The sequence below is a fragment of the Neotabrizicola sp. VNH66 genome, from assembly GCF_049445895.1.
Classification (GTDB): Bacteria; Pseudomonadota; Alphaproteobacteria; order Rhodobacterales; family Rhodobacteraceae; genus Pseudogemmobacter.
Window position 1 is genome coordinate 77,001 of sequence record NZ_JBMSDW010000003.1, and the last position, 17,563, is coordinate 94,563.

A 17,563-nucleotide genomic window follows, 5' to 3' on the forward strand; every position below is an offset into this window, starting at 1 on the left:
GGGGGAAACCCCGGCCCGCTTGCGTTTCAGCCCCGCATCCGGCGGATGGCTTCCCAGATCCCGAGGATCACCCCCACCAGCACCGTGTTCGACACCAGCCCTGCTGCCACCTGCTGCCAGAACGGCACCGGAAGCTGCGCGCCAAGGGTCGAGGGGATGATCACGGCCACGAAGACCACCCCCGCCGCCAGCGGGATCAGAAGGCCGGTCTGCGCCCGCGTGCGGAACATGGTGTAGACAAGCCCGGCAAGCAGCACGATCCGGAACGGATCGGCGAATTGCGACAGGATCAGCTGGCTGAAGGTCATGATATCCTCTTCCCGGTTACCCCTCCGGGTTAAGCGATCCGGCGCGCCCGGTCTACAGCCGAACCCCCTGCCGCACCGTCGCAGGGGGGCTGTCTGCCCCCCTCGGGCTGCGCCCTCACCCCCCCGAGGATATTTGGGCAAACTGGAATGGGGCAGGGCAGAGATTCACGCGACGTTAACCTGCTTGTCGTTTCATGGGGGCACGGTACAGGCGGGGACGCCGATGACCGTCAAAGTGGAAAGGGCGCCCTGCGGCAAGGTCCGTCCTCCCGTCAGGGCGCCCGGCGCTTTGCCCCTTTCCAGTTTGTCCAAATATCCTCGGGGGGGGAGGGCGCGCCCTTTGCGCGCTCTTGGGGGGCAGACAGCCCCCCGGACGCGGCTCAGGCCGGGAAGGGCGGTTCGGGATAGGTGACGCCCGCCAGATACAGCCCCTGCGGCGGGCAGACCGGGCCGCAGGCGGCGCGGTCCTGTGCCGCCAGCGCAGCGGCCACATCCCCGGGTGCCCATGACCCCGCGCCCACCCGTTCCAGCGTGCCGACGATGGAGCGGACCTGGTTATGCAGAAAGCTGCGGGCGCGCAGGCGGAATTGCACCTCGGTGCCGCCGGGGTAGGGCTGTTCGCTGATGGTGATTTCGTCCAGCGTCTTTACCGGGCTTTTCGACTGGCAGAGGGTAGAGCGGAAGGTGGTGAAATCGTGCAGCCCGATCAGATGGGCCGCCCCTTCCCGCATTGCCGCCACATCGGGCCGGTTCAGCACCTGCCAGACCAGCCCCTTGTCATGCGTCACCGGCGCGCGGCGCGCGACGAGGCGGAAGAGATAGCGCCGCTCGGTCGCGGAGAACCGGGCGTGGAAATCCTCGGGCACCCGGGCGCAGGCGGTCACCGCCACCGGCGCGGGCTTCAGATGCCAGTTCAGCGCCTCGCTCAGCCGGAACGGGTCCCAGTCGCGGGAAAGGTCGCAATGCGCCACCTGACCCGTCGCATGCACGCCCGCATCGGTGCGGCCTGCGGCGGCGATCCGGTGCTCTCCCGGTTGCAGGCGGCCAAGCGCCTCTTCCACCGTCTGCTGGACCGAAGCCTGACCGCCCGCCTGCCGCTGCCATCCGGCGAACGGCCCTCCGTCATATTCGATCTGTAGCGCATAGCGGGGCATATGCGCGCGATAGCGCAAGGCGCGCGCGCCGTCCATGGGGCCGCCACCTTTCCAACCTGCACCTCCGCCCCTATCTTGCAGGGGAAAGAAGGGGCAGATCGTGGTTTTCACAGGGATAACCGACGGCATCGCCCGCGGGGTCGAGGGGGTGCAGGCCTCGGTCAGCGGCATCTTCGAGCCGACCGTGCGGCTTGGCGTCACCGGGCTCAGCCGGGCGGGCAAGACCGTGTTCATCACCGGGCTGATCGCCAATCTGCTGCATCGTGGCCGGATGCCGCAGCTGACGGCGGCGCGCGAGGGGCGGATCGAGACGGTCTATCTGCAGCCGCAGCCCGATGTGACGCTGCCGCGCTTTGACTACGAAGGCCATATGGCCGCGCTGACCGGGGACAACCCGCATTGGCCGGAAAGTACGCGGTCGATCTCGGAGCTGCGGCTGTCGTTCCGCACTCGGCCGGACGGCTGGTTCGCGGGCTGGCGCGGGCCGCAGGTGCTGCATCTGGACATTGTGGATTATCCCGGCGAATGGCTTCTGGACCTGTCGCTGATGGAGAAATCCTATGCGCAATGGTCGGAAGAGACTTTGGCCCGGCTGGAACGGCGGGCGATTGCGCGCGAATTTCTGGCCGCGGCGCGGGCCGCCGATGCGGGCCTGACGCTGGAGGAGCCGGTAGCGCAGGCGCTGGCCCGCAGCTTCACCGACTACCTTCAGACCGCGCGGCAGGCGGGCTGGTCCGACTGCACGCCGGGGCGGTTCCTGTTGCCCGGCGATCTGGCGGGCAGCCCGGTCCTGACCTTTGCGCCGCTGCCACGCCCGGCCGAGGCGTCGCGCAGCAGCCTTTGGCGCGAGATGGAGCGGCGCTATGACGGCTACAAATCCAAGGTGGTGACGCCGTTTTTCCGCGACCATTTCGCCCGGATCGACCGGCAGGTGGTGCTGATGGATGTGCTGGGCGCCATCCATCAGGGCCCGCAGGCGGTGGAGGATCTGCGCCGCGTGATGGCCGAGGTTCTGGGCGCCTTTCGCGTCGGGCGGACGGGGTGGCTGTCGTCCCTTCTGGGGGCGCGGCGGGTGGAGAAGATCCTGTTCGCCGCGACCAAGGCCGACCATCTGCATCACGAACAGCACCCGGCGCTGACCGACATCACCGCGGCGCTGGTGGCTGAGGCGAAGGGCCGTGCCGAATATGCGGGGGCCGAGGTGGGGGCCATGTCGCTGGCGGGCCTGCGCGCCACGGTGGAGGAGGTGGCCGCGCGTGGCGGCGAAAGCCTGCCCGCGGTGCGGGGCCGGCTGATGGAGACCGGGCGCACCGCGGTGATGTATCCCGGCGCGCTGCCGGCGGATCCCGCGCGCATCCTGTCGCCCGCGCGGGGCGGGGCGGAGGCTTGGCTGGATGCCGAATACGGGCTGATGTCCTTTGCCCCCGCCCGCGTGACCCTGCGCCCCGGCGAAGGGCCGCCGCATATCCGCCTGGACCGGGCGGCAGAATTCCTGATCGGAGACCGGCTGTGACCGAGACCCCGCCCCCCCAAGGCCCGAAACCCTATCTGTTCGAGGTGGAGGAGGAGGCCGACCCCGGCCTTGCCCCCGCCGTGCCCGAGGCGGTGGCCGACACGCAGGCCGCGCGGACGCTGGCGGCGGTGGCGCGGGCCAAGGCCTCGCCCCTGACGCGGGCGGCGTTGTGGGTGTTCGGCGCGCTGTTTTCCTTTGTGCTGTCGGTGGCGGCCTATGAATTCGTCGCGTCTCTGTTCGCCTCCAACGTTCTGCTGGGCTGGATCGCCTTTGCCCTTGTCGGGCTGGGCGTGGCCATGGCGCTTTTGCTGGCGCTGCGCGAGGTGGCGGGTTTTGCCCGTCTGGCGCGGCTGGACCATCTGCGCGAACGGGCGGTGGCCGCGCATCTGGCGGCCGATCTGAAGGCCGCGCGCGGGGTGACGGCGGCGCTGCAATCGCTCTATGCGGGCCGAGCCGCGGCAAGCTGGGGCCTGTCGCGCTTTGCCGAGGCAGAACCGCAGGTGATGGATGCCGATGCGCAGCTTCTGCTGGCCGAGGCGGAGATCCTTGTGCCGCTGGATGCGCTCGCCCGGGCCGAGGTCGAGGCAGCGGCGCGGCGGGTGGCGATGGTCACCGCGATTGTGCCGCTGGCGCTGGCCGATGTGGCGGCGGCGCTTTACTCCAACGTGGCGATGATCCGGCGCATTGCCGAAATCTATGGCGGCCGGGCCGGGACCCTGGGCAGCTGGAGCCTGTTGCGCAAGGTGTTCTCCTCGCTTCTGGCCACCGGGGCGGTGGCCCTGGCCGACGATCTGGTCGGATCGGTGGCGGGCGGCGGCATCCTGTCCAAACTGTCGCGGCGGTTCGGCGAAGGTGTGGTGAACGGCGCGCTGACCGCCCGGATCGGCGTGGCCGCGATGGAAATGTGCCGTCCGCTGCCGTTCCGGGCCGTCGAACGGCCCTCGGTCTCGGGGCTGGTCAGCCGGGCGCTGGCCGGGCTGGTGCCACGGGGCGGACGGGACGAGGGTTAACGGAAGCGGTCGGCCAGCTTTTGCAACGCGCTGCGGGTGTCCGGTTCGGGGGCGGCCTCCGGCGCAGGGCGCGGCTCCGGGGCGGGCGGTGGGGCGGGCAGTTCGGTGCCGGATTTGGCCGGCCCTGCTTTTCCGCGCATCGGGGCTTCGCTTTCGGCCTTGCCGCCCGAAGACCGCGGCGGCGCGGTGCGGAGCGAGACGGCATTCATGAACTTCTGGCCGTCGCCTTCGGCCAGCGCGGCGGCACCATCGGAAATTCCGCGCAAAAGGTCGTGCAGCCAATCCTGATCGGCCTTGGCGAAATCATGCAGCACATAGGCGGCAACGGCATCCTTGTGGCCGGGATGGCCGATTCCCAGACGGACGCGGCCATAAGCCTCGCCGATATGGCCGTGGATCGAGCGCAGCCCGTTGTGCCCCGCATGGCCGCCGCCCTGTTTCACCCGCGCCTTGCCGGGGGCAAGGTCCAGCTCGTCATGGAAGACGGTGATGTCGGCGGGGGTCAGCTTCCAGAAATCCACCGCCGCCCGGACCGACTGGCCCGAGAGGTTCATGAAGGTCTCGGGTTTCAGCAGTGCCACCTTCTGGCTGCCCAGACGGCCCTCGCTGATCAGCCCCTGAAACGCCTTCTTCCACGGGGTAAAGCCGTGGTCGGCGGCGATCCGGTCCAGCGCCATGAACCCGATGTTGTGACGGTTCCCGGCATATTTCGGACCCGGATTGCCCAGACCGACGAAAAGTTTCATGGCGGCGCTCCGTTTCGGGCCGTGGCTTCGTCTTTCGTCCTAACGGAAGCGGAGCGCCGCCTCAATCTTCCGCGGCCACAAGGCGCAGCGGCGGGCGGTTGACGCGACAGGCGGCAGGCCGCAAAGAGGGATCAGCCAGATTGCGCCCCTCCCTCCGGTGCCTCCAGCCAGGTCGATCACAGGAAAAGGGAGTGTGGCATGTATCTTACGATGAACCGGTTCAAGGTGAAGGCCGGACAGGAAGCGGCGTTCGAAGCGGTCTGGCGCGACCGCGACAGCCATCTGACCGAAGTTGCGGGCTTTGTCAGTTTCGACCTGTTCAAGGGGCCAGAGGCCGAGGGCGTCCGGCTTTACGCCTCGCATACGGTCTGGGAAAGCGAAGCGGCGTTTCGCGGCTGGACCAAATCCGAAGCCTTCCGCGACAGCCATAAGGGCGCCGGGGCTGCCACCATGCGCGATATCATGGCAGGCCCGCCGCAGCTTGAAGTCTTCGAATCGGTGCAAAGCCTGAAGATCACGGCCTGAAGGTCCTTTAGCTCTGCGGCAGGCCGGGCCGGATCTTGGATCCGGCCTGTTGTCCGGGGGGGGGCAAAGGCCCGGCATGCCCGTGGCCGGTCTGGTCCCGGACGGCGGCACTCTGCCCGGCGGAGGTCCGGGACAGAATGAAAACGGGGGACCCGAAGGCCCCCCGCTTCCCGTTCCGGTCCGCCGCCCGCAAGGGGCGGCAGGGGATCACTCGGCCGCTTCTTCGCTGGACGCCGCCAGGCCCGAGGGGGCGGCGATGTTCGCGATGGCGAAGTTGCGCGCCACGGTCGGACGGGCACCCTTCGGCAGGACCACGTCGCTGATGTGGATCACATCGCCGATCTGCTTGCCGTCCAGATCCACGGTGATGTGGTCCGGGATGTCGCCTGCAACCACTTCCAGTTCGACTTCGTGGCGCACGATGGTCAGCGTGCCGCCGCGCTTCAGGCCCGGGGCCTTGTCCGCGTTGATGAAATCGACATGGATGAACAGGTTGATGCGCGATTCGTCGTGGATGCGCATGAAGTCGACGTGGGTCGGCAGGTCCTTCACAACGTCACGCTGGACGCCGCGGCAGATCACATGCACGTCGGGCTGGCCTTCAACCTTCAGGTTGAACAGCGTCTGCAGGAAGCGGCCGGCCTTCAGGCGCTTCAGCAGGTAGTAGTAGTTCAGATTGATGGCGACCGGCTCTTTGCCGTCGCCATAGATGATGCCGGGTACGTTGCCTTCACGACGGGCTTGACGGGCGGCCCCCTTGCCTGTCCCCGTCCGCACCACGGCCTGAAGATCGGGGATCTCGCGTGCCATTGGGTCTCTCCTGAGTTTTTCCGCCGTCCTCCAAGGGTGCACGGCGGATGCGGGCGGATAGCGGGGATGGGAGGGAAAGGCAAGCGGATTCGCCGCGGGGCCTGCGATGCGGAGCGTCCGCGCAGGGGCGCGGCCGCACGCTTTTTGTCTCGCCTCTGGCGCCTGGGGGCGCCAACCGGCTCGGGCTGGCCTCCGGCGGGGATATTTCAGCCAGTATGAAGCTGCAACAGCGGGATTGCCGGGCAGGGGGCGGCTGGGCTAGGCCCGGGCTGCACGGGGATTTGGGGATGAACATGCTGGTTGACACGGTGATCGAGGATGAGCGCTGGTCGGCGTTCGGGCTGGAGGCTTTGGCCGAACGGGCGGCGCAGGCCACGCTGGCGGGGCTGGGACTGGCGGAGGCGGGATTCCAGATCGTGGTCATGGGCTGCGACGATGCGCGGATCGCCACGCTGAATGCCGATTTCCGGGGGAAGCCGCGGCCGACCAATGTGCTGTCCTGGCCTTCCGAGGAACGCGGGCCCGAATTCGTGGGCGAGGCACCGGAGCTGCCCGAGGCGGGGACTGCGGAAGACCCGGAGGAACTGGGCGATCTTGCGCTGGCCTATGAGACCTGCATGGCCGAGGCGGCGGAGCAGGAGAAGTCCGCAGAGGCGCATGTGACCCATCTGATTGTGCACGGGATCCTGCATCTTCTGGGCTATGACCATGTCGAAGACGACGACGCCGCGCTGATGGAAGGACATGAGGTGCGGATACTTGCGTCTATGGGTATTTCCGACCCATATTGACGGGGCACCCGCAGGACGGGTGTTTCTTGGACAAGGACCCATGGGCAGTAGCAGCGACGGGCTGGCCGCAGCGCAGGAAGCGCGGACCGGATCGGGTGACGAGGCGGTGCAGGATGCAGCGCCCCGCGGTTTCATCGGGCGGATCCTTTCCGCCTTTTCCCCCACCGTCGAAAGCGCCGCAGGCGCGCCGGCGCCGCTGAGCGGATCTGCCGCGCCGGGGCTTGGTGCGCTTGGCCGGTTGCGGGTCGATGATGTGGCGATCCCCAAGGCCGAGATCGTGGCGGTGCCCCTGGACATCGGCAAGGATGAGCTGGTCGAGACCTTCCGCACCCATGGGTTTTCGCGCCTGCCGGTCTACAAGGGCACGCTGGACCATCCGCAGGGTCTTGTCCTCTTGAAGGACCTTGCGTTGCAGCACGGCTTTGGCGCGGGCGGGCGGTTCAGCCTGAAGCGCCTGTTGCGGCCGATTCTCTTTGCACCGCCCTCGATGCCTTCGGGTGTCCTTTTGCAGAAGATGCAGAAGGAACGGGCGCATATGGCGCTGGTCATCGACGAATACGGCGGCGTGGACGGTCTGGTGACGATCGAGGACCTGATCGAGACGGTGATCGGCCAGATCGACGATGAGCATGACGAGGAAGAGGGCGCGCTGTGGAAAGAGGCGGCGCCCGGGATCGTGCTGGCGCAATCCACCGCGCCTCTGGATGAGATGGAGCGTGCCCTGGGCCTGCGCTTGCGCAGCGAAGAGGATGATGAGGAGATCGACACGATCGGCGGTCTGGCCTTCCTGCGGATGGGCCGGGTGCCCGCGCGGGGCGAGGTGGTGACGCTGGAGAACGGGGCCGAGATCGAGATCGTCGATGCCGATGCCCGCCGGATCAAGCGGCTGCGGCTGCGGCTGCCCGGTGCGGCCCTGCCGGAGCCTGCGCCGGTGGCCTTGCTGACCGCGCCGGAGCCGGAGGCCGAGACGAAGCCCGCAGGGGCCGCCTGATCCGATGACCGCCGCCGCCCGTTCCCCGGCCCGGGTGCGGGCGCGCGCCCTTGCGCAGGATCTGGCGCTTGGGTTGGCCGCCGCCGCGGGGCAGGCGCCGCTTGGCCTTTGGCCGGTCGCGCTTGCGGGCTTTGCACTGGCGCTGCGGCGGATCGCCGCGGCGGAGAGCCCGACCGCGGCATTCCGGCGCGGCTGGGGCATCGGGGCGGGCTATTTCGGCTTTACCCTCTCATGGATCGTGCAACCGTTTTTTGTGGACCCGTGGCGGCATGGCTGGATGGCGCCCTTTGCGGTGCTGGCGGTGGCGGCGGGGTTCGGCCTGTTCTGGGCGGTGGCGGGCTGGGTTGCGCGGCGCATGGGCGGCGGGGCGGTGACGCTGGCCCTTGCGCTGTCCGGGGTGGAACTGGCGCGGGGCCATCTGCTGACCGGCTTTCCCTGGGCGCTGCCGGGGCATATCTGGCTGGACACGCCGCTGATCCAGATGGGCGCGCTGACCGGCGCCTATGGGATGACGGCGCTGACGCTGCTGGCGCTGGCCGCGCCGCTGAGCCTTGGCCGACGTGGGCTGGTTGTTCCGCTGCTGATTGCCGGGGTGGCAGCGGGCTGGTCCTGGCACCGGCTGGCGCTGCCGGAGCCGGCGGCCCGGCCGGGGCTGGTGCGGCTGGTGCAGCCCGACATTGCGCAAAGCCTGAAATGGGACCCGGATCAGGCGCGGGCGAATTTCGACACGCTGCTCTCGCTGACCCGCGGGTCAGGGGCGGATCTGGTGATCTGGCCGGAGACCGCCGTGCCCTATCTGATCGAGGAGGGGCAGGGGGCCGCATTGAGCATTGCCGAGGCGGGCGGGGCGGCGACCGTGGCCACCGGCATCCAGCGCGATGAGGGCGAGCGGGCGTGGAACACGCTGGCGGTCTTTGGCCCGGGCGGCACGATCAGCCAGAGCTTTGACAAGAACCATCTTGTCCCCTTCGGCGAATATATCCCGATGGGCGATCTGGTCTTCCGCTGGACCGGGCTGCGCGCCTTTGCCAGTCAGGCGGGGGCGGGCTACACGCCCGGCACGGACCGTCGCCTGCTGGAGTTCGGCGCGCTTGGCCGGGCGCTGCCGGTGATCTGCTACGAGGCGATCTTCCCCGAGGACCTGGTTACGCCGGAGCGTCCGGACTGGATCATTATGGTCACGAATGACGCCTGGTTCGGCACTTTGACCGGGCCCTATCAGCATTTCGCGCAGGCCCGGCTGCGGGCCGTGGAGCTGGGCCTGCCGCTTTTGCGCGCGGCCAATACCGGGATTTCCGCCGTGGTCGATGCCCGCGGCCGGATCGCTGCGGCCGCGGACGGAAGTCCCGCGCTGCTGGGGCTTGGCCTGCGCGGCGTGATCGACGCCGCCGTGCCGGGTGCCCTGCCGCTGACCCCCTATGCCCGCATCGGCGACGTGCCGCTGGCGGGGCTGTTGCTGGCGGGACTCGCCCTTGGCGTGATCCGGGCACGGCGGCGGCAGGGCCTTGAAACTTGCCCCCCCGGGGCGTAAGCCGGGCCATCGAACCGCTACAACGGCTTCCTGGCGTGGCGGGGATCATCCCAATGGAGCACTTCCCATGAGCCGACTTGACTATGTCTTCACCTCGGAATCGGTCTCCGAGGGGCACCCGGACAAGGTGTGCGACCGCATTTCCGATGCGGTGCTGGACGCCTTCCTGACCGAAGAACCGAACGCGCGTGTCGCCTGCGAGACCTTTGCCACCACGAACCGCGTGGTCGTCGGCGGCGAGGTGGGCCTGTCCGACAAGGACGCGACCAAGGCGATGATGGGCCGCATCGACGGCATCGTCCGCGATTGCGTCAAGGACATCGGCTACGAGCAGAAGAAGTTCCACTGGGACAAGATCAAGGTCCACAACTATCTGCACGAACAATCCGCCCATATCGCGCAGGGCGTGGACCGCGACGGCGCCGGCGATCAGGGCATCATGTTCGGCTATGCCACGCGCGAGACGCCGGATTTCATGCCCGCGCCGATCCAGTATGCCCATGCCATCCTGCGCCGTCTGGCCGAGGTGCGCAAATCCGGGCAGGAGCCGACGCTGGGCCCGGATGCCAAGTCGCAGCTGTCGCTGCGCTATGCCGATGGCAAGCCGGTCGAGGTGACCTCGATCGTGCTGTCGACGCAGCACACGTCCAAGCGGCAGACCTCCAAGGTGATCCGCGGCATCGTGGAGCCTTATATCCGTGAGATCCTGCCCGAGGGCTGGATCACCAAGAAGACCGAATGGCATGTGAACCCCACCGGCACCTTCGTGATCGGCGGGCCGGATGGCGACGCGGGCCTGACGGGGCGCAAGATCATCGTGGACACCTACGGTGGTGCGGCCCCGCATGGTGGCGGCGCGTTCAGCGGCAAGGACCCGACCAAGGTCGACCGTTCTGCCGCCTATGCCGCGCGCTATCTGGCGAAGAACGTGGTGGCCGCCGGTCTGGCGGACCGCTGCACGCTGCAGGTCTCCTATGCGATCGGGGTGGCCAAGCCGCTGTCGATCTATGTGGACACCCACGGCACCGGGCAGGTGCCCGATGCGGTGATCGAAAAGGCCGTGGCCGAGGTCATGGATCTGACCCCGCGTGGCATCCGCACCCATCTGGACCTGAACAAGCCGGTCTACCAGCGTACCGCAGCCTATGGCCACTTCGGGCGCCAACCGACCGAGGACGGCGGCTTCAGCTGGGAAAAGACCGATCTGATCGAGGCACTGAAGGCCGCGGTCTGACCGGCTTCTGATCCGCTGCTGAGCCGGAGATTCGACGCCCCCTGCCACCGCAGGGGGCGTTTTTCTTTGCACACCCCGCTGTGAAGCGGTGGGGCAGAAAATCCGCTTGAAAGAAACCGACTGGTCGGTTTTATTGGGCGGGCAATTCCACAGGTGCCCCATGTCTCCGATGATCGCAACCTATGCCATGCTTGCCCTGGCCATCGTGGCCGAGGTGGCGGGTTCCTCCTTCCTCAAGGCTTCGGACGGGTTCACCCGGCTTTGGCCCAGCCTTGCGGTGGTGGGCTTCTACCTTGTGTCCTTCTACCTTTTGGCGATGGTGCTGAAGGTCATTCCCTTGGGCGTGACCTATGCGATCTGGTCGGGGCTTGGCATCGTGGCGACGGCGCTGGTGGGCCTGTGGATCTTTCGCCAGTCTCTGGACCTTGCCGCCATGGCGGGGATTGGCCTGATCCTTGCGGGCGTTCTGGTGATGAACCTGTTCTCCAAATCCACCGGCCACTGATGGGGCGCCCGAAACAGCCCGAGGCGCTCAGGCAAAGCCTGCTGGACCATGCCATTGCGCTGGTTCTGACGCAGGGGCTGCACGGGCTGACCACCGATGCGGTGGCGCGGGCGGCGGGTGTGTCGAAGGGCGGCCTATTCCACCATTTCGCCAGCAAGCCCGCGCTGGTCGAGGCGGTTGCCGCCGAGGCGGTGGCCCGGATGGCGCAGGCGATCGACGCCCGTCTGTCGCCCGATCCCGCCCGGCCCGGCCGGTTTACCCGGGCATATGTGGGGGCGGTGGTCGAAGACACCGGCAGCGCATGGTCGCTCCTGTCGCTGCTCCTTTTGGCTGAGCCGTCGATGCAGCGGCTGTGGGACGACTGGATCGCCGCGCAGCTGGAGCTGCATGCCGCCACCGATGCCGGGCCGGATCTGGCGATCTTGCGGCTGGCGGCGGATGGCATCTGGCTGGGGCAAACCGCCGCCATGGCGCAGGGCCTGCCGCGCGCGGCGCTGCTGGACCGGCTGGCGCATTGGCTTGACCGGGCCGCGCCAGAGGGCTAAGGCGCGCCGTCATTCCGAAGGGCCCCCCATGACCGAAGCCGAAGCCCCCCGCCGCAATTTCTATGGCCGCATCCATGGCAAGACCCTGCGCAACTCGCAGAAGGATGCCCTTGCCCATGATCTGGAGGCGTTGCGGCTGAAGGGCGTGACCGCCGAGGAAAACCCCGGCCGCGCCACGCTGGACCTGTCCTTTGCTGGCGGCCTGCCGCTGTGGCTGGAGGTGGGCTTTGGCGGTGGCGAGCATATGGTCCATATGGCCGCCCGGAACCCGCAGATACACCTGATCGGGGCGGAGCCTTTCGTGAACGGCATTGCCATGCTCTTGGGCAAGATCAAGGCTGCGGGCGTCACCAACCTGTCGATCCACCCGGGCGATGTGCGCGACCTGTTCGATGTGCTGCCCGCGGGCATCTTGCAGAAGGTGTTCCTGAACTACCCCGATCCCTGGCCCAAGGCGCGCCACCACCGCCGCCGTTTTGTGACGCCGGACTACCTCTCCGCCCTCCACCGCGTCATGGCGCCGGGGGCCGAGTTCCGGGTGGCGACCGACATCCCCGATTACGTCCGCCAGACTTTGGAAGAAGTGCCCCCCGCCGGGTTCACGCTGGAACGGCAGGCGGGGCTGGACGGGCATTGGGAGGACTGGCTCTCCACCCGCTATGAGCAGAAAGCTTTGCGCGAAGGGCGGTTGCCCCATTACCTGACGTTCCGCCGGGCCTGACCGTCGCATGAGTATTTGGATCAAGAGGAACGGGACTTCCTCTTGACTTAAATACTCCCCGCGGAGCGTCCTCGTCTCCGGCGGGGCGGTGCCGCTGGACCCCTTGAGCTGCTTGCGCTATCAGGCCTGCGATTGCCTCAGGGAGAAGCGCATGTCCGGCCATGGTGAAGCCCAACCGATGATCTCGTCCAGATCCGGCCCGCTGAATGGCACGGCCTCGGTGCCGGGCGACAAGTCGATCAGCCACCGCGCGCTGATCTTCGGGGCCATGGCCGTGGGTGAGACGAAGATCACCGGCCTTCTGGAAGGGCAGGACGTGCTGGACACCGCAAAGGCGATGCGGGCCTTTGGCGCGACCGTCACCCGGCACGGGCAGGGTGCGTGGAGCGTGAACGGCGTGGGCGTGGGCGGGTTTCAGGAGCCCGCCGATGTGATCGACTGCGGCAATTCCGGCACCGGCGTGCGGCTGATCATGGGGACCATGGCGACGACGCCGATCACCGCGACCTTCACCGGCGACGCCTCCCTTCGCAAACGGCCGATGGGGCGGGTGACCGATCCGCTTGGCCTATTCGGCACAGAGGCCTATGGCCGCAAGGGCGGGCGCCTGCCGATGACCGTGGTAGGCGCGGCGAACCCGGTGCCGGTGCGCTATGCCCTGCCGGTGGCCAGCGCGCAGGTGAAATCCGCCGTCCTGCTGGCCGGGCTGAACGCGCCGGGTGAGACGGTGGTGATCGAGCGCGAGCCGACGCGCGACCATTCCGAGCGGATGCTTCTGGGCTTTGGTGCCGAGCTTTCGGTGGAAAAGGGCGCCGAGGGCCATATCATCACGCTGAAGGGCCGCCCCGAACTGCGGCCGCAGACCGTGGCCGTGCCGCGCGATCCGTCCTCGGCCGCGTTCCCGGTCTGTGCGGCGCTGATCGTCGAAGGCTCTGACATCATGGTGCCGGGGGTCAGCCAGAACCTGACGCGCAACGGGCTTTACCTGACACTGACGGAGATGGGCGCCGAGATCGACTTCCTGAACCCGCGCGAGGAGGGGGGCGAGCCGGTGGCCGACCTGCGCGTGCGCTTTTCGCCGTCGATGAAGGGGATCGAGGTGCCGGCAGACCGCGCGCCCAGCATGATCGACGAATATCCGATCCTGTCAGTGGTGGCGACCTTTGCCGAGGGCATCACGGTGATGCGCGGGGTCAAGGAACTGCGCGTCAAGGAATCCGACCGGATCGACGCCATGGCCCGGGGCCTTGAGGCCTGCGGCGTGCGGATCGAGGAGGATGAGGATACGCTGATCGTCCACGGCATGGGGCCGGGTGGCATGCCGGGCGGGGCGACCTGCGCCACCCATCTGGACCACCGCATCGCCATGAGCTTCCTTGTGGCGGGTATGGCCGCGAAGGCCGAGATCGCGGTGGATGACGGCAGCCCGATCACCACCTCTTTCCCGATCTTCGAAGGGCTGATGAACGGGCTTGGTGCCGCGATCCGCCGGGGCTGAGGGATTGGCCGGAGGCGCTGGTGGCGCCTCCGGGTCAAGGGTCTCAGCCGTAAGCCGCGACGGGCGTTCCGGCGATGGCCGACATGTTCAGAAGGCCCCGCGCGGTGATCGCGGGCGTCACCACATGGGCCTTGTTGCCCATGCCCATCAACAGCGGCCCGACTTCAAGCCCGCCCGCCTTCATCTTCAGGATGTTGCGCACGCCCGAGGCGGTGTCGGCCGAGGCGAAGAGCAGCACATTTGCCGCGCCTTCGAACCGGCCGTTTGGCAGGTGACGGTCGCGCAGGCTCTGGTCCAGCGCGGAATCCACGTTCATCTCGCCCTCATAGGCGAAATCGGGTTCGCGCGCGTCCAGAAGCTCCAGCGCGGCCCGCATCCGCTCACCCGAGCCCACGTTCATATTGCCGAACTGGCTTTGCGAGCAGAAGGCGATCTTCGGCTCCAGCCCGAAGCGGCGGACGTGCCGGGCCGCGCCGATCGCGGTATGCATCAGCTGTTCGGGCGTGGGTTCGGCGTTCACATGGGTGTCGGCGATGAACAGGGGCCCGTCTTCCAGAATCATCAGGCTGAGCGCACCGGTCGGGTGCAGCCCGTCGCGCGCCAGCACCTGCCGGATATAGTTCAGGTGCCAGTGATACTGGCCGAAAGTGCCGCAGATCAGGCTGTCGGCCTCGCCCCGGTGGACCATGACGGCGCCGATGGCGGTGGTGTTGGTGCGCATCACCGCGCGGGCGATGTCGGGGCTGACGCCGCGGCGGGCCATCAGCTGGTGATAGGTTTCCCAGTAGTCGCGGTAACGGCTGTCGCTTTCGGGGTTCACGATTTCAAAATCGCGGTCCGGGCGGATCGGCAGGCCGGCGCGTTCGGCGCGGGCGGCGATGACCTCGGGGCGGCCGATCAGGATCGGCACGTCGGTGGTTTCCTCCAGCATCGCATTGGCGGCGCGCAGCACCCGCTCATCCTCGCCCTCGGCAAAGATGATGCGGCGGTCGGCCCGGCGGGAGGCTTCGAAGACCGGCTTCATCAACATGGCCGATTTGAAGACCGAGCCGTCCAGCCGTGCCTTATAGGCGTCAAGATCGGGCAGGGGGCGGGTCGCCACCCCGGTTTCCATCGCGGCGCGCGCCACTGCGCTGGCCACCACGCCCATCAGCCGGGGGTCGAACGGCTTTGGGATCAGGTAATCGGGCCCGAAGCTGAGCGTTTCGCCCCGGTAGGCGGCGGCGGCCTCGGCGCTGGTGGTGGCGCGGGCCAGGGCCGCGATCCCGTCGATGCAGGCCAGTTCCATCTGGTCGTTGATCGTGGTGGCACCCACATCCAGCGCACCGCGGAAGATGAAGGGGAAGCAGAGGACGTTGTTGACCTGATTGGGAAAATCGCTGCGGCCGGTGGCGATGATGGCGCCGGGGGCGGCGGCGCGCACCTCATCGGGGGTAATCTCGGGGTTGGGGTTCGCCAGCGCAAAGACGATGGGATTGGGCGCCATCTTCTGCACCATGGCGGGGGTCAGCACGCCGGGACCGGACAGGCCAAGGAACAGATCCGCCCCGCCGATCACATCGTCCAGCGTGCCGGGGACGGCGCCCTGGGCAAAGTTCGCCTTCTGCGGCGTCATCTGGTCGGCGCGGCCGTTGTAGACCAGTCCTGCCAGATCGCAGAGCCAGATGTTCTCGCGCTGGACGCCCAGCTTCACCAGCATCTCAAGGCAGGCGATCCCCGCCGCCCCGCCGCCGGTGGAGACGACCTTGATATCTTCGAACTTTTTGCCCGCCACGATCAGCGCATTGGTGGCCGCGGCGCCGACGACAATGGCAGTGCCATGCTGGTCATCGTGGAACACCGGGATGTTCATCCGCTCCCGGCACAATTGTTCAACGATGAAACAATCGGGCGCTTTGATGTCTTCAAGGTTGATCGCGCCGAAGGTCGGCTCCAGCGCGCAGACGATTTCGGCCAACTTCACCGGGTCCGGTTCGTTCAGCTCGATGTCGAAACAGTCGATATTGGCGAATTTCTTGAAGAGGACGGCCTTGCCCTCCATCACCGGTTTGGAGGCCAGCGCGCCGATATTGCCAAGGCCCAACACGGCGGTGCCGTTGGACACCACGGCCACAAGGTTGCCGCGGCTGGTATAACGGCTGGCGGTGGCGGGATCGGCCTTGATTTCAAGGCAGGCCTCGGCCACGCCGGGCGAATAGGCGCGGGACAGGTCGCGTCCGTTGGCCAGCGGCTTTGTCGCCCGGATCTCCAGTTTCCCGGGCTTGGGGAATTCGTGATAGGCCAGCGCCTCGGCCCGCGCCGCCTGTGCCGCTTCGTCCTGCAATGCCTTGCTCATTCGGTCCTCCACCAGATTGTTCAGCCTTAAACCAGTTTTGGTAAAAGGCCAATCCGCCGTCTCTGCAGATGTCTCTTGCATCGGCTGCAACTCGCCAGCCGGTGCAGCATGCCGCGGTCTGGCGTCAGGCGGATGACGGGGCAGCGGCGGGCAGAAAGCTGCGGCCGGGCCCGTGGGAGGCCACGCCCAGATGTGCCGCGACCGAGGCGCCGACATCGGTGAAGGCGCAAAGCCCGATCCGGCGTTCACCTGCGCCCCAGCCGACGACGGGCACCCGTTCGCGCGTGTGTTCGGTACCGCGCCAGGTGGGATCGTTGCCGTGGTCGGCGGTGAAGATCGCCAGATCGCCGGGTCGCAGCCGGTCCAGGAAGCGGGGCAGGGCGGCGTCGAACCCTTCCAGCGCGCGGGCATAGCCCGCCACGTCACGCGGATGGCCCCAGAGAGTGTCGAACTCGACAAAGTTCGCAAAGGTCAAGGAGCCATCCTCAGCCTGATCGCCGAGCCGCACCAGATGTTCGAAAAGGTCTGCATCGGATTTGCCCTTCCAGAGCTTTCCGATCCCCCGCATCGAGAAGATGTCGCCGATCTTGCCCACGGCATGGGTGGCGCGCCCCGCCCTTTGCACCCAGTCCAGCAGGGTGGGGGCGGGCGGCGCGATGGCAAAATCCTTGCGGTTGGGGGTGCGGCGGAAATCGCCGCAGGTGCCGGTGAAGGGCCGGGCGATCACGCGGCCGACCTTGCGGGCATGCAGCATCGGCGCCAGATCGGCGCAGAGCTTCAGCAGCCGGTCCAGTCCGAACGCCTCTTCATGGGCGGCAATCTGGAACACGCTGTCCGCACTGGTATAGCAGATCGGCCAGCCGGTCCTGAGGTGTTCCTCGCAATGTTCGGCGATGATCGGCACGCCGGAGGCATGGCAATTGCCCAGAATGCCCTCGGTCCCGGCCAGACGGCAGACCTCGGCCACGATGTCGGGCGGAAAGGCGGGAACCGTGTCGGGGAAATAGGTCCAGTCCCAAGGCACCGGCACCCCGGCCAGTTCCCAATGCCCGGACGGGGTATCCTTGCCGGGCGAGACCTCCTGCGCGGCGCCCCAGAGGCCATGCGGGCGGGCATCCAGCCCCGGCGTCTCGGCCCCCGAGGCCAGCCGGATCGCCGCGCCAAGGCCAAGCGTATCGAGATTGGGCAGATGCAGCGGACCCTTGCGCCCCTGATCCGCGCGGCCCGTGGCACAGGCCTGCGCGATATGGGCCAGCGTGTTGGACCCGGCATCCCCGAAGGCGGCCGCATCGGGTGCGCCGCCGCAGCCGACGGAATCCATGACGATCAGAAAGGCGCGTCCCATC

At 67.9% G+C, this 17,563-nt stretch carries 17 protein-coding genes and 1 riboswitch; of the genes, 11 read left to right on the top strand and 6 right to left on the bottom strand.

The features are described from left to right. Positions 1-26 precede the first annotated feature (26 nt). Both ACO2Q5_RS05145 and truA read right to left on the bottom strand, forming a co-directional pair. Entirely contained in the window at positions 27-308 is a 282-nt protein-coding gene (locus tag ACO2Q5_RS05145) for a hypothetical protein (protein ID WP_423288588.1), read from the bottom strand. A 380-nt stretch (positions 309-688) separates the two neighbouring features. Continuing rightward, on the bottom strand, positions 689-1,462 hold the full coding sequence (gene truA, locus ACO2Q5_RS05150) for a tRNA pseudouridine(38-40) synthase TruA (RefSeq protein WP_423289248.1): 774 nt from the start codon (positions 1,460-1,462) through the stop codon (positions 689-691). Between the two features lie 100 nt (positions 1,463-1,562). Between truA and ACO2Q5_RS05155 the strand changes: the two genes are divergently transcribed. Together ACO2Q5_RS05155 and ACO2Q5_RS05160 are read left to right on the top strand one after the other, a co-directional pair. Then, positions 1,563-2,975: a YcjX family protein gene (locus tag ACO2Q5_RS05155; RefSeq protein WP_423288590.1), complete on the top strand. Its 1,413-nt coding sequence runs from the start codon at positions 1,563-1,565 to the stop codon at positions 2,973-2,975. Further along, positions 2,972-3,985 carry a YcjF family protein gene (locus tag ACO2Q5_RS05160; RefSeq protein WP_423288592.1) on the top strand — a complete coding sequence of 338 codons (1,014 nt, stop codon included), beginning with the start codon at positions 2,972-2,974 and terminating at the stop codon, positions 3,983-3,985. The genes ACO2Q5_RS05155 and ACO2Q5_RS05160 overlap by 4 nt, the downstream gene beginning before the upstream one ends. Here the strand turns inward: ACO2Q5_RS05160 and pth are convergent. Next, on the bottom strand, positions 3,982-4,731 hold the full coding sequence (gene pth, locus ACO2Q5_RS05165) for an aminoacyl-tRNA hydrolase (protein WP_423288594.1): 750 nt from the start codon (positions 4,729-4,731) through the stop codon (positions 3,982-3,984). The two genes, ACO2Q5_RS05160 and pth, sit on opposite strands and share 4 nt — an antisense overlap. Positions 4,732-4,929: 198 nt before the next feature. Here pth and ACO2Q5_RS05170 point away from each other — a divergent pair, with 198 nt between their 5' ends. Beyond that, on the top strand, positions 4,930-5,256 hold the full coding sequence (locus tag ACO2Q5_RS05170; protein WP_423288596.1) for an antibiotic biosynthesis monooxygenase family protein: 327 nt from the start codon (positions 4,930-4,932) through the stop codon (positions 5,254-5,256). A 207-nt stretch (positions 5,257-5,463) separates the two neighbouring features. Here ACO2Q5_RS05170 and ACO2Q5_RS05175 read toward each other — a convergent pair whose 3' ends face one another. After that, positions 5,464-6,066 carry a 50S ribosomal protein L25/general stress protein Ctc gene (locus ACO2Q5_RS05175; RefSeq protein WP_423288598.1) on the bottom strand — a complete coding sequence of 201 codons (603 nt, stop codon included), beginning with the start codon at positions 6,064-6,066 and terminating at the stop codon, positions 5,464-5,466. A gap of 287 nt (positions 6,067-6,353) precedes the next feature. Between ACO2Q5_RS05175 and ybeY the strand changes: the two genes are divergently transcribed. From ybeY to aroA, 8 genes are all read left to right on the top strand, one after another. After that, positions 6,354-6,857 (top strand): rRNA maturation RNase YbeY, encoded by a 504-nt coding sequence (gene ybeY, locus ACO2Q5_RS05180; RefSeq protein ID WP_423288600.1) that lies wholly within the window; start codon positions 6,354-6,356, stop codon positions 6,855-6,857. Positions 6,858-6,897: 40 nt separating this feature from the next. Then, positions 6,898-7,848, top strand: a complete 951-nt coding sequence (locus tag ACO2Q5_RS05185; protein ID WP_423288602.1) for a transporter associated domain-containing protein — start codon at positions 6,898-6,900, stop codon at positions 7,846-7,848. Between the two features lie 4 nt (positions 7,849-7,852). After that, positions 7,853-9,379, top strand: coding sequence for an apolipoprotein N-acyltransferase (gene lnt / locus ACO2Q5_RS05190; RefSeq protein ID WP_423288604.1), 1,527 nt, complete (start codon positions 7,853-7,855; stop codon positions 9,377-9,379). 11 nt (positions 9,380-9,390) lie between these two features. After that, positions 9,391-9,440: riboswitch (SAM-SAH riboswitch) on the top strand. Positions 9,441-9,446: 6 nt separating this feature from the next. Then, on the top strand, positions 9,447-10,613 hold the full coding sequence (metK, locus tag ACO2Q5_RS05195; RefSeq protein WP_423288606.1) for a methionine adenosyltransferase: 1,167 nt from the start codon (positions 9,447-9,449) through the stop codon (positions 10,611-10,613). Positions 10,614-10,785: 172 nt separating this feature from the next. After that, positions 10,786-11,118 (top strand): DMT family transporter, encoded by a 333-nt coding sequence (locus ACO2Q5_RS05200; RefSeq protein ID WP_423289250.1) that lies wholly within the window; start codon positions 10,786-10,788, stop codon positions 11,116-11,118. Next, on the top strand, positions 11,118-11,663 hold the full coding sequence (locus tag ACO2Q5_RS05205; protein ID WP_423288608.1) for a TetR/AcrR family transcriptional regulator: 546 nt from the start codon (positions 11,118-11,120) through the stop codon (positions 11,661-11,663). The genes ACO2Q5_RS05200 and ACO2Q5_RS05205 overlap by 1 nt, the downstream gene beginning before the upstream one ends. A gap of 28 nt (positions 11,664-11,691) precedes the next feature. Continuing rightward, positions 11,692-12,384, top strand: coding sequence for a tRNA (guanine(46)-N(7))-methyltransferase TrmB (trmB, locus tag ACO2Q5_RS05210; RefSeq protein ID WP_423288610.1), 693 nt, complete (start codon positions 11,692-11,694; stop codon positions 12,382-12,384). A gap of 151 nt (positions 12,385-12,535) precedes the next feature. Continuing rightward, the gene (aroA, locus tag ACO2Q5_RS05215) at positions 12,536-13,882 is read left to right on the top strand and encodes a 3-phosphoshikimate 1-carboxyvinyltransferase (protein ID WP_423288612.1); all 1,347 of its coding nucleotides are present in this window, start codon (positions 12,536-12,538) and stop codon (positions 13,880-13,882) included. Between the two features lie 43 nt (positions 13,883-13,925). On the opposite strand, the gene ACO2Q5_RS05220 is transcribed toward aroA, so the two are convergent. Both ACO2Q5_RS05220 and ACO2Q5_RS05225 read right to left on the bottom strand, forming a co-directional pair. Then, the gene (locus ACO2Q5_RS05220; protein WP_423288614.1) at positions 13,926-16,217 is read right to left on the bottom strand and encodes an NADP-dependent malic enzyme; all 2,292 of its coding nucleotides are present in this window, start codon (positions 16,215-16,217) and stop codon (positions 13,926-13,928) included. Between the two features lie 124 nt (positions 16,218-16,341). Continuing rightward, complete coding sequence (locus ACO2Q5_RS05225; RefSeq protein WP_423288616.1) at positions 16,342-17,562, bottom strand: phosphopentomutase; 1,221 nt, start codon at positions 17,560-17,562, stop codon at positions 16,342-16,344. Position 17,563: the final 1 nt, after the last annotated feature.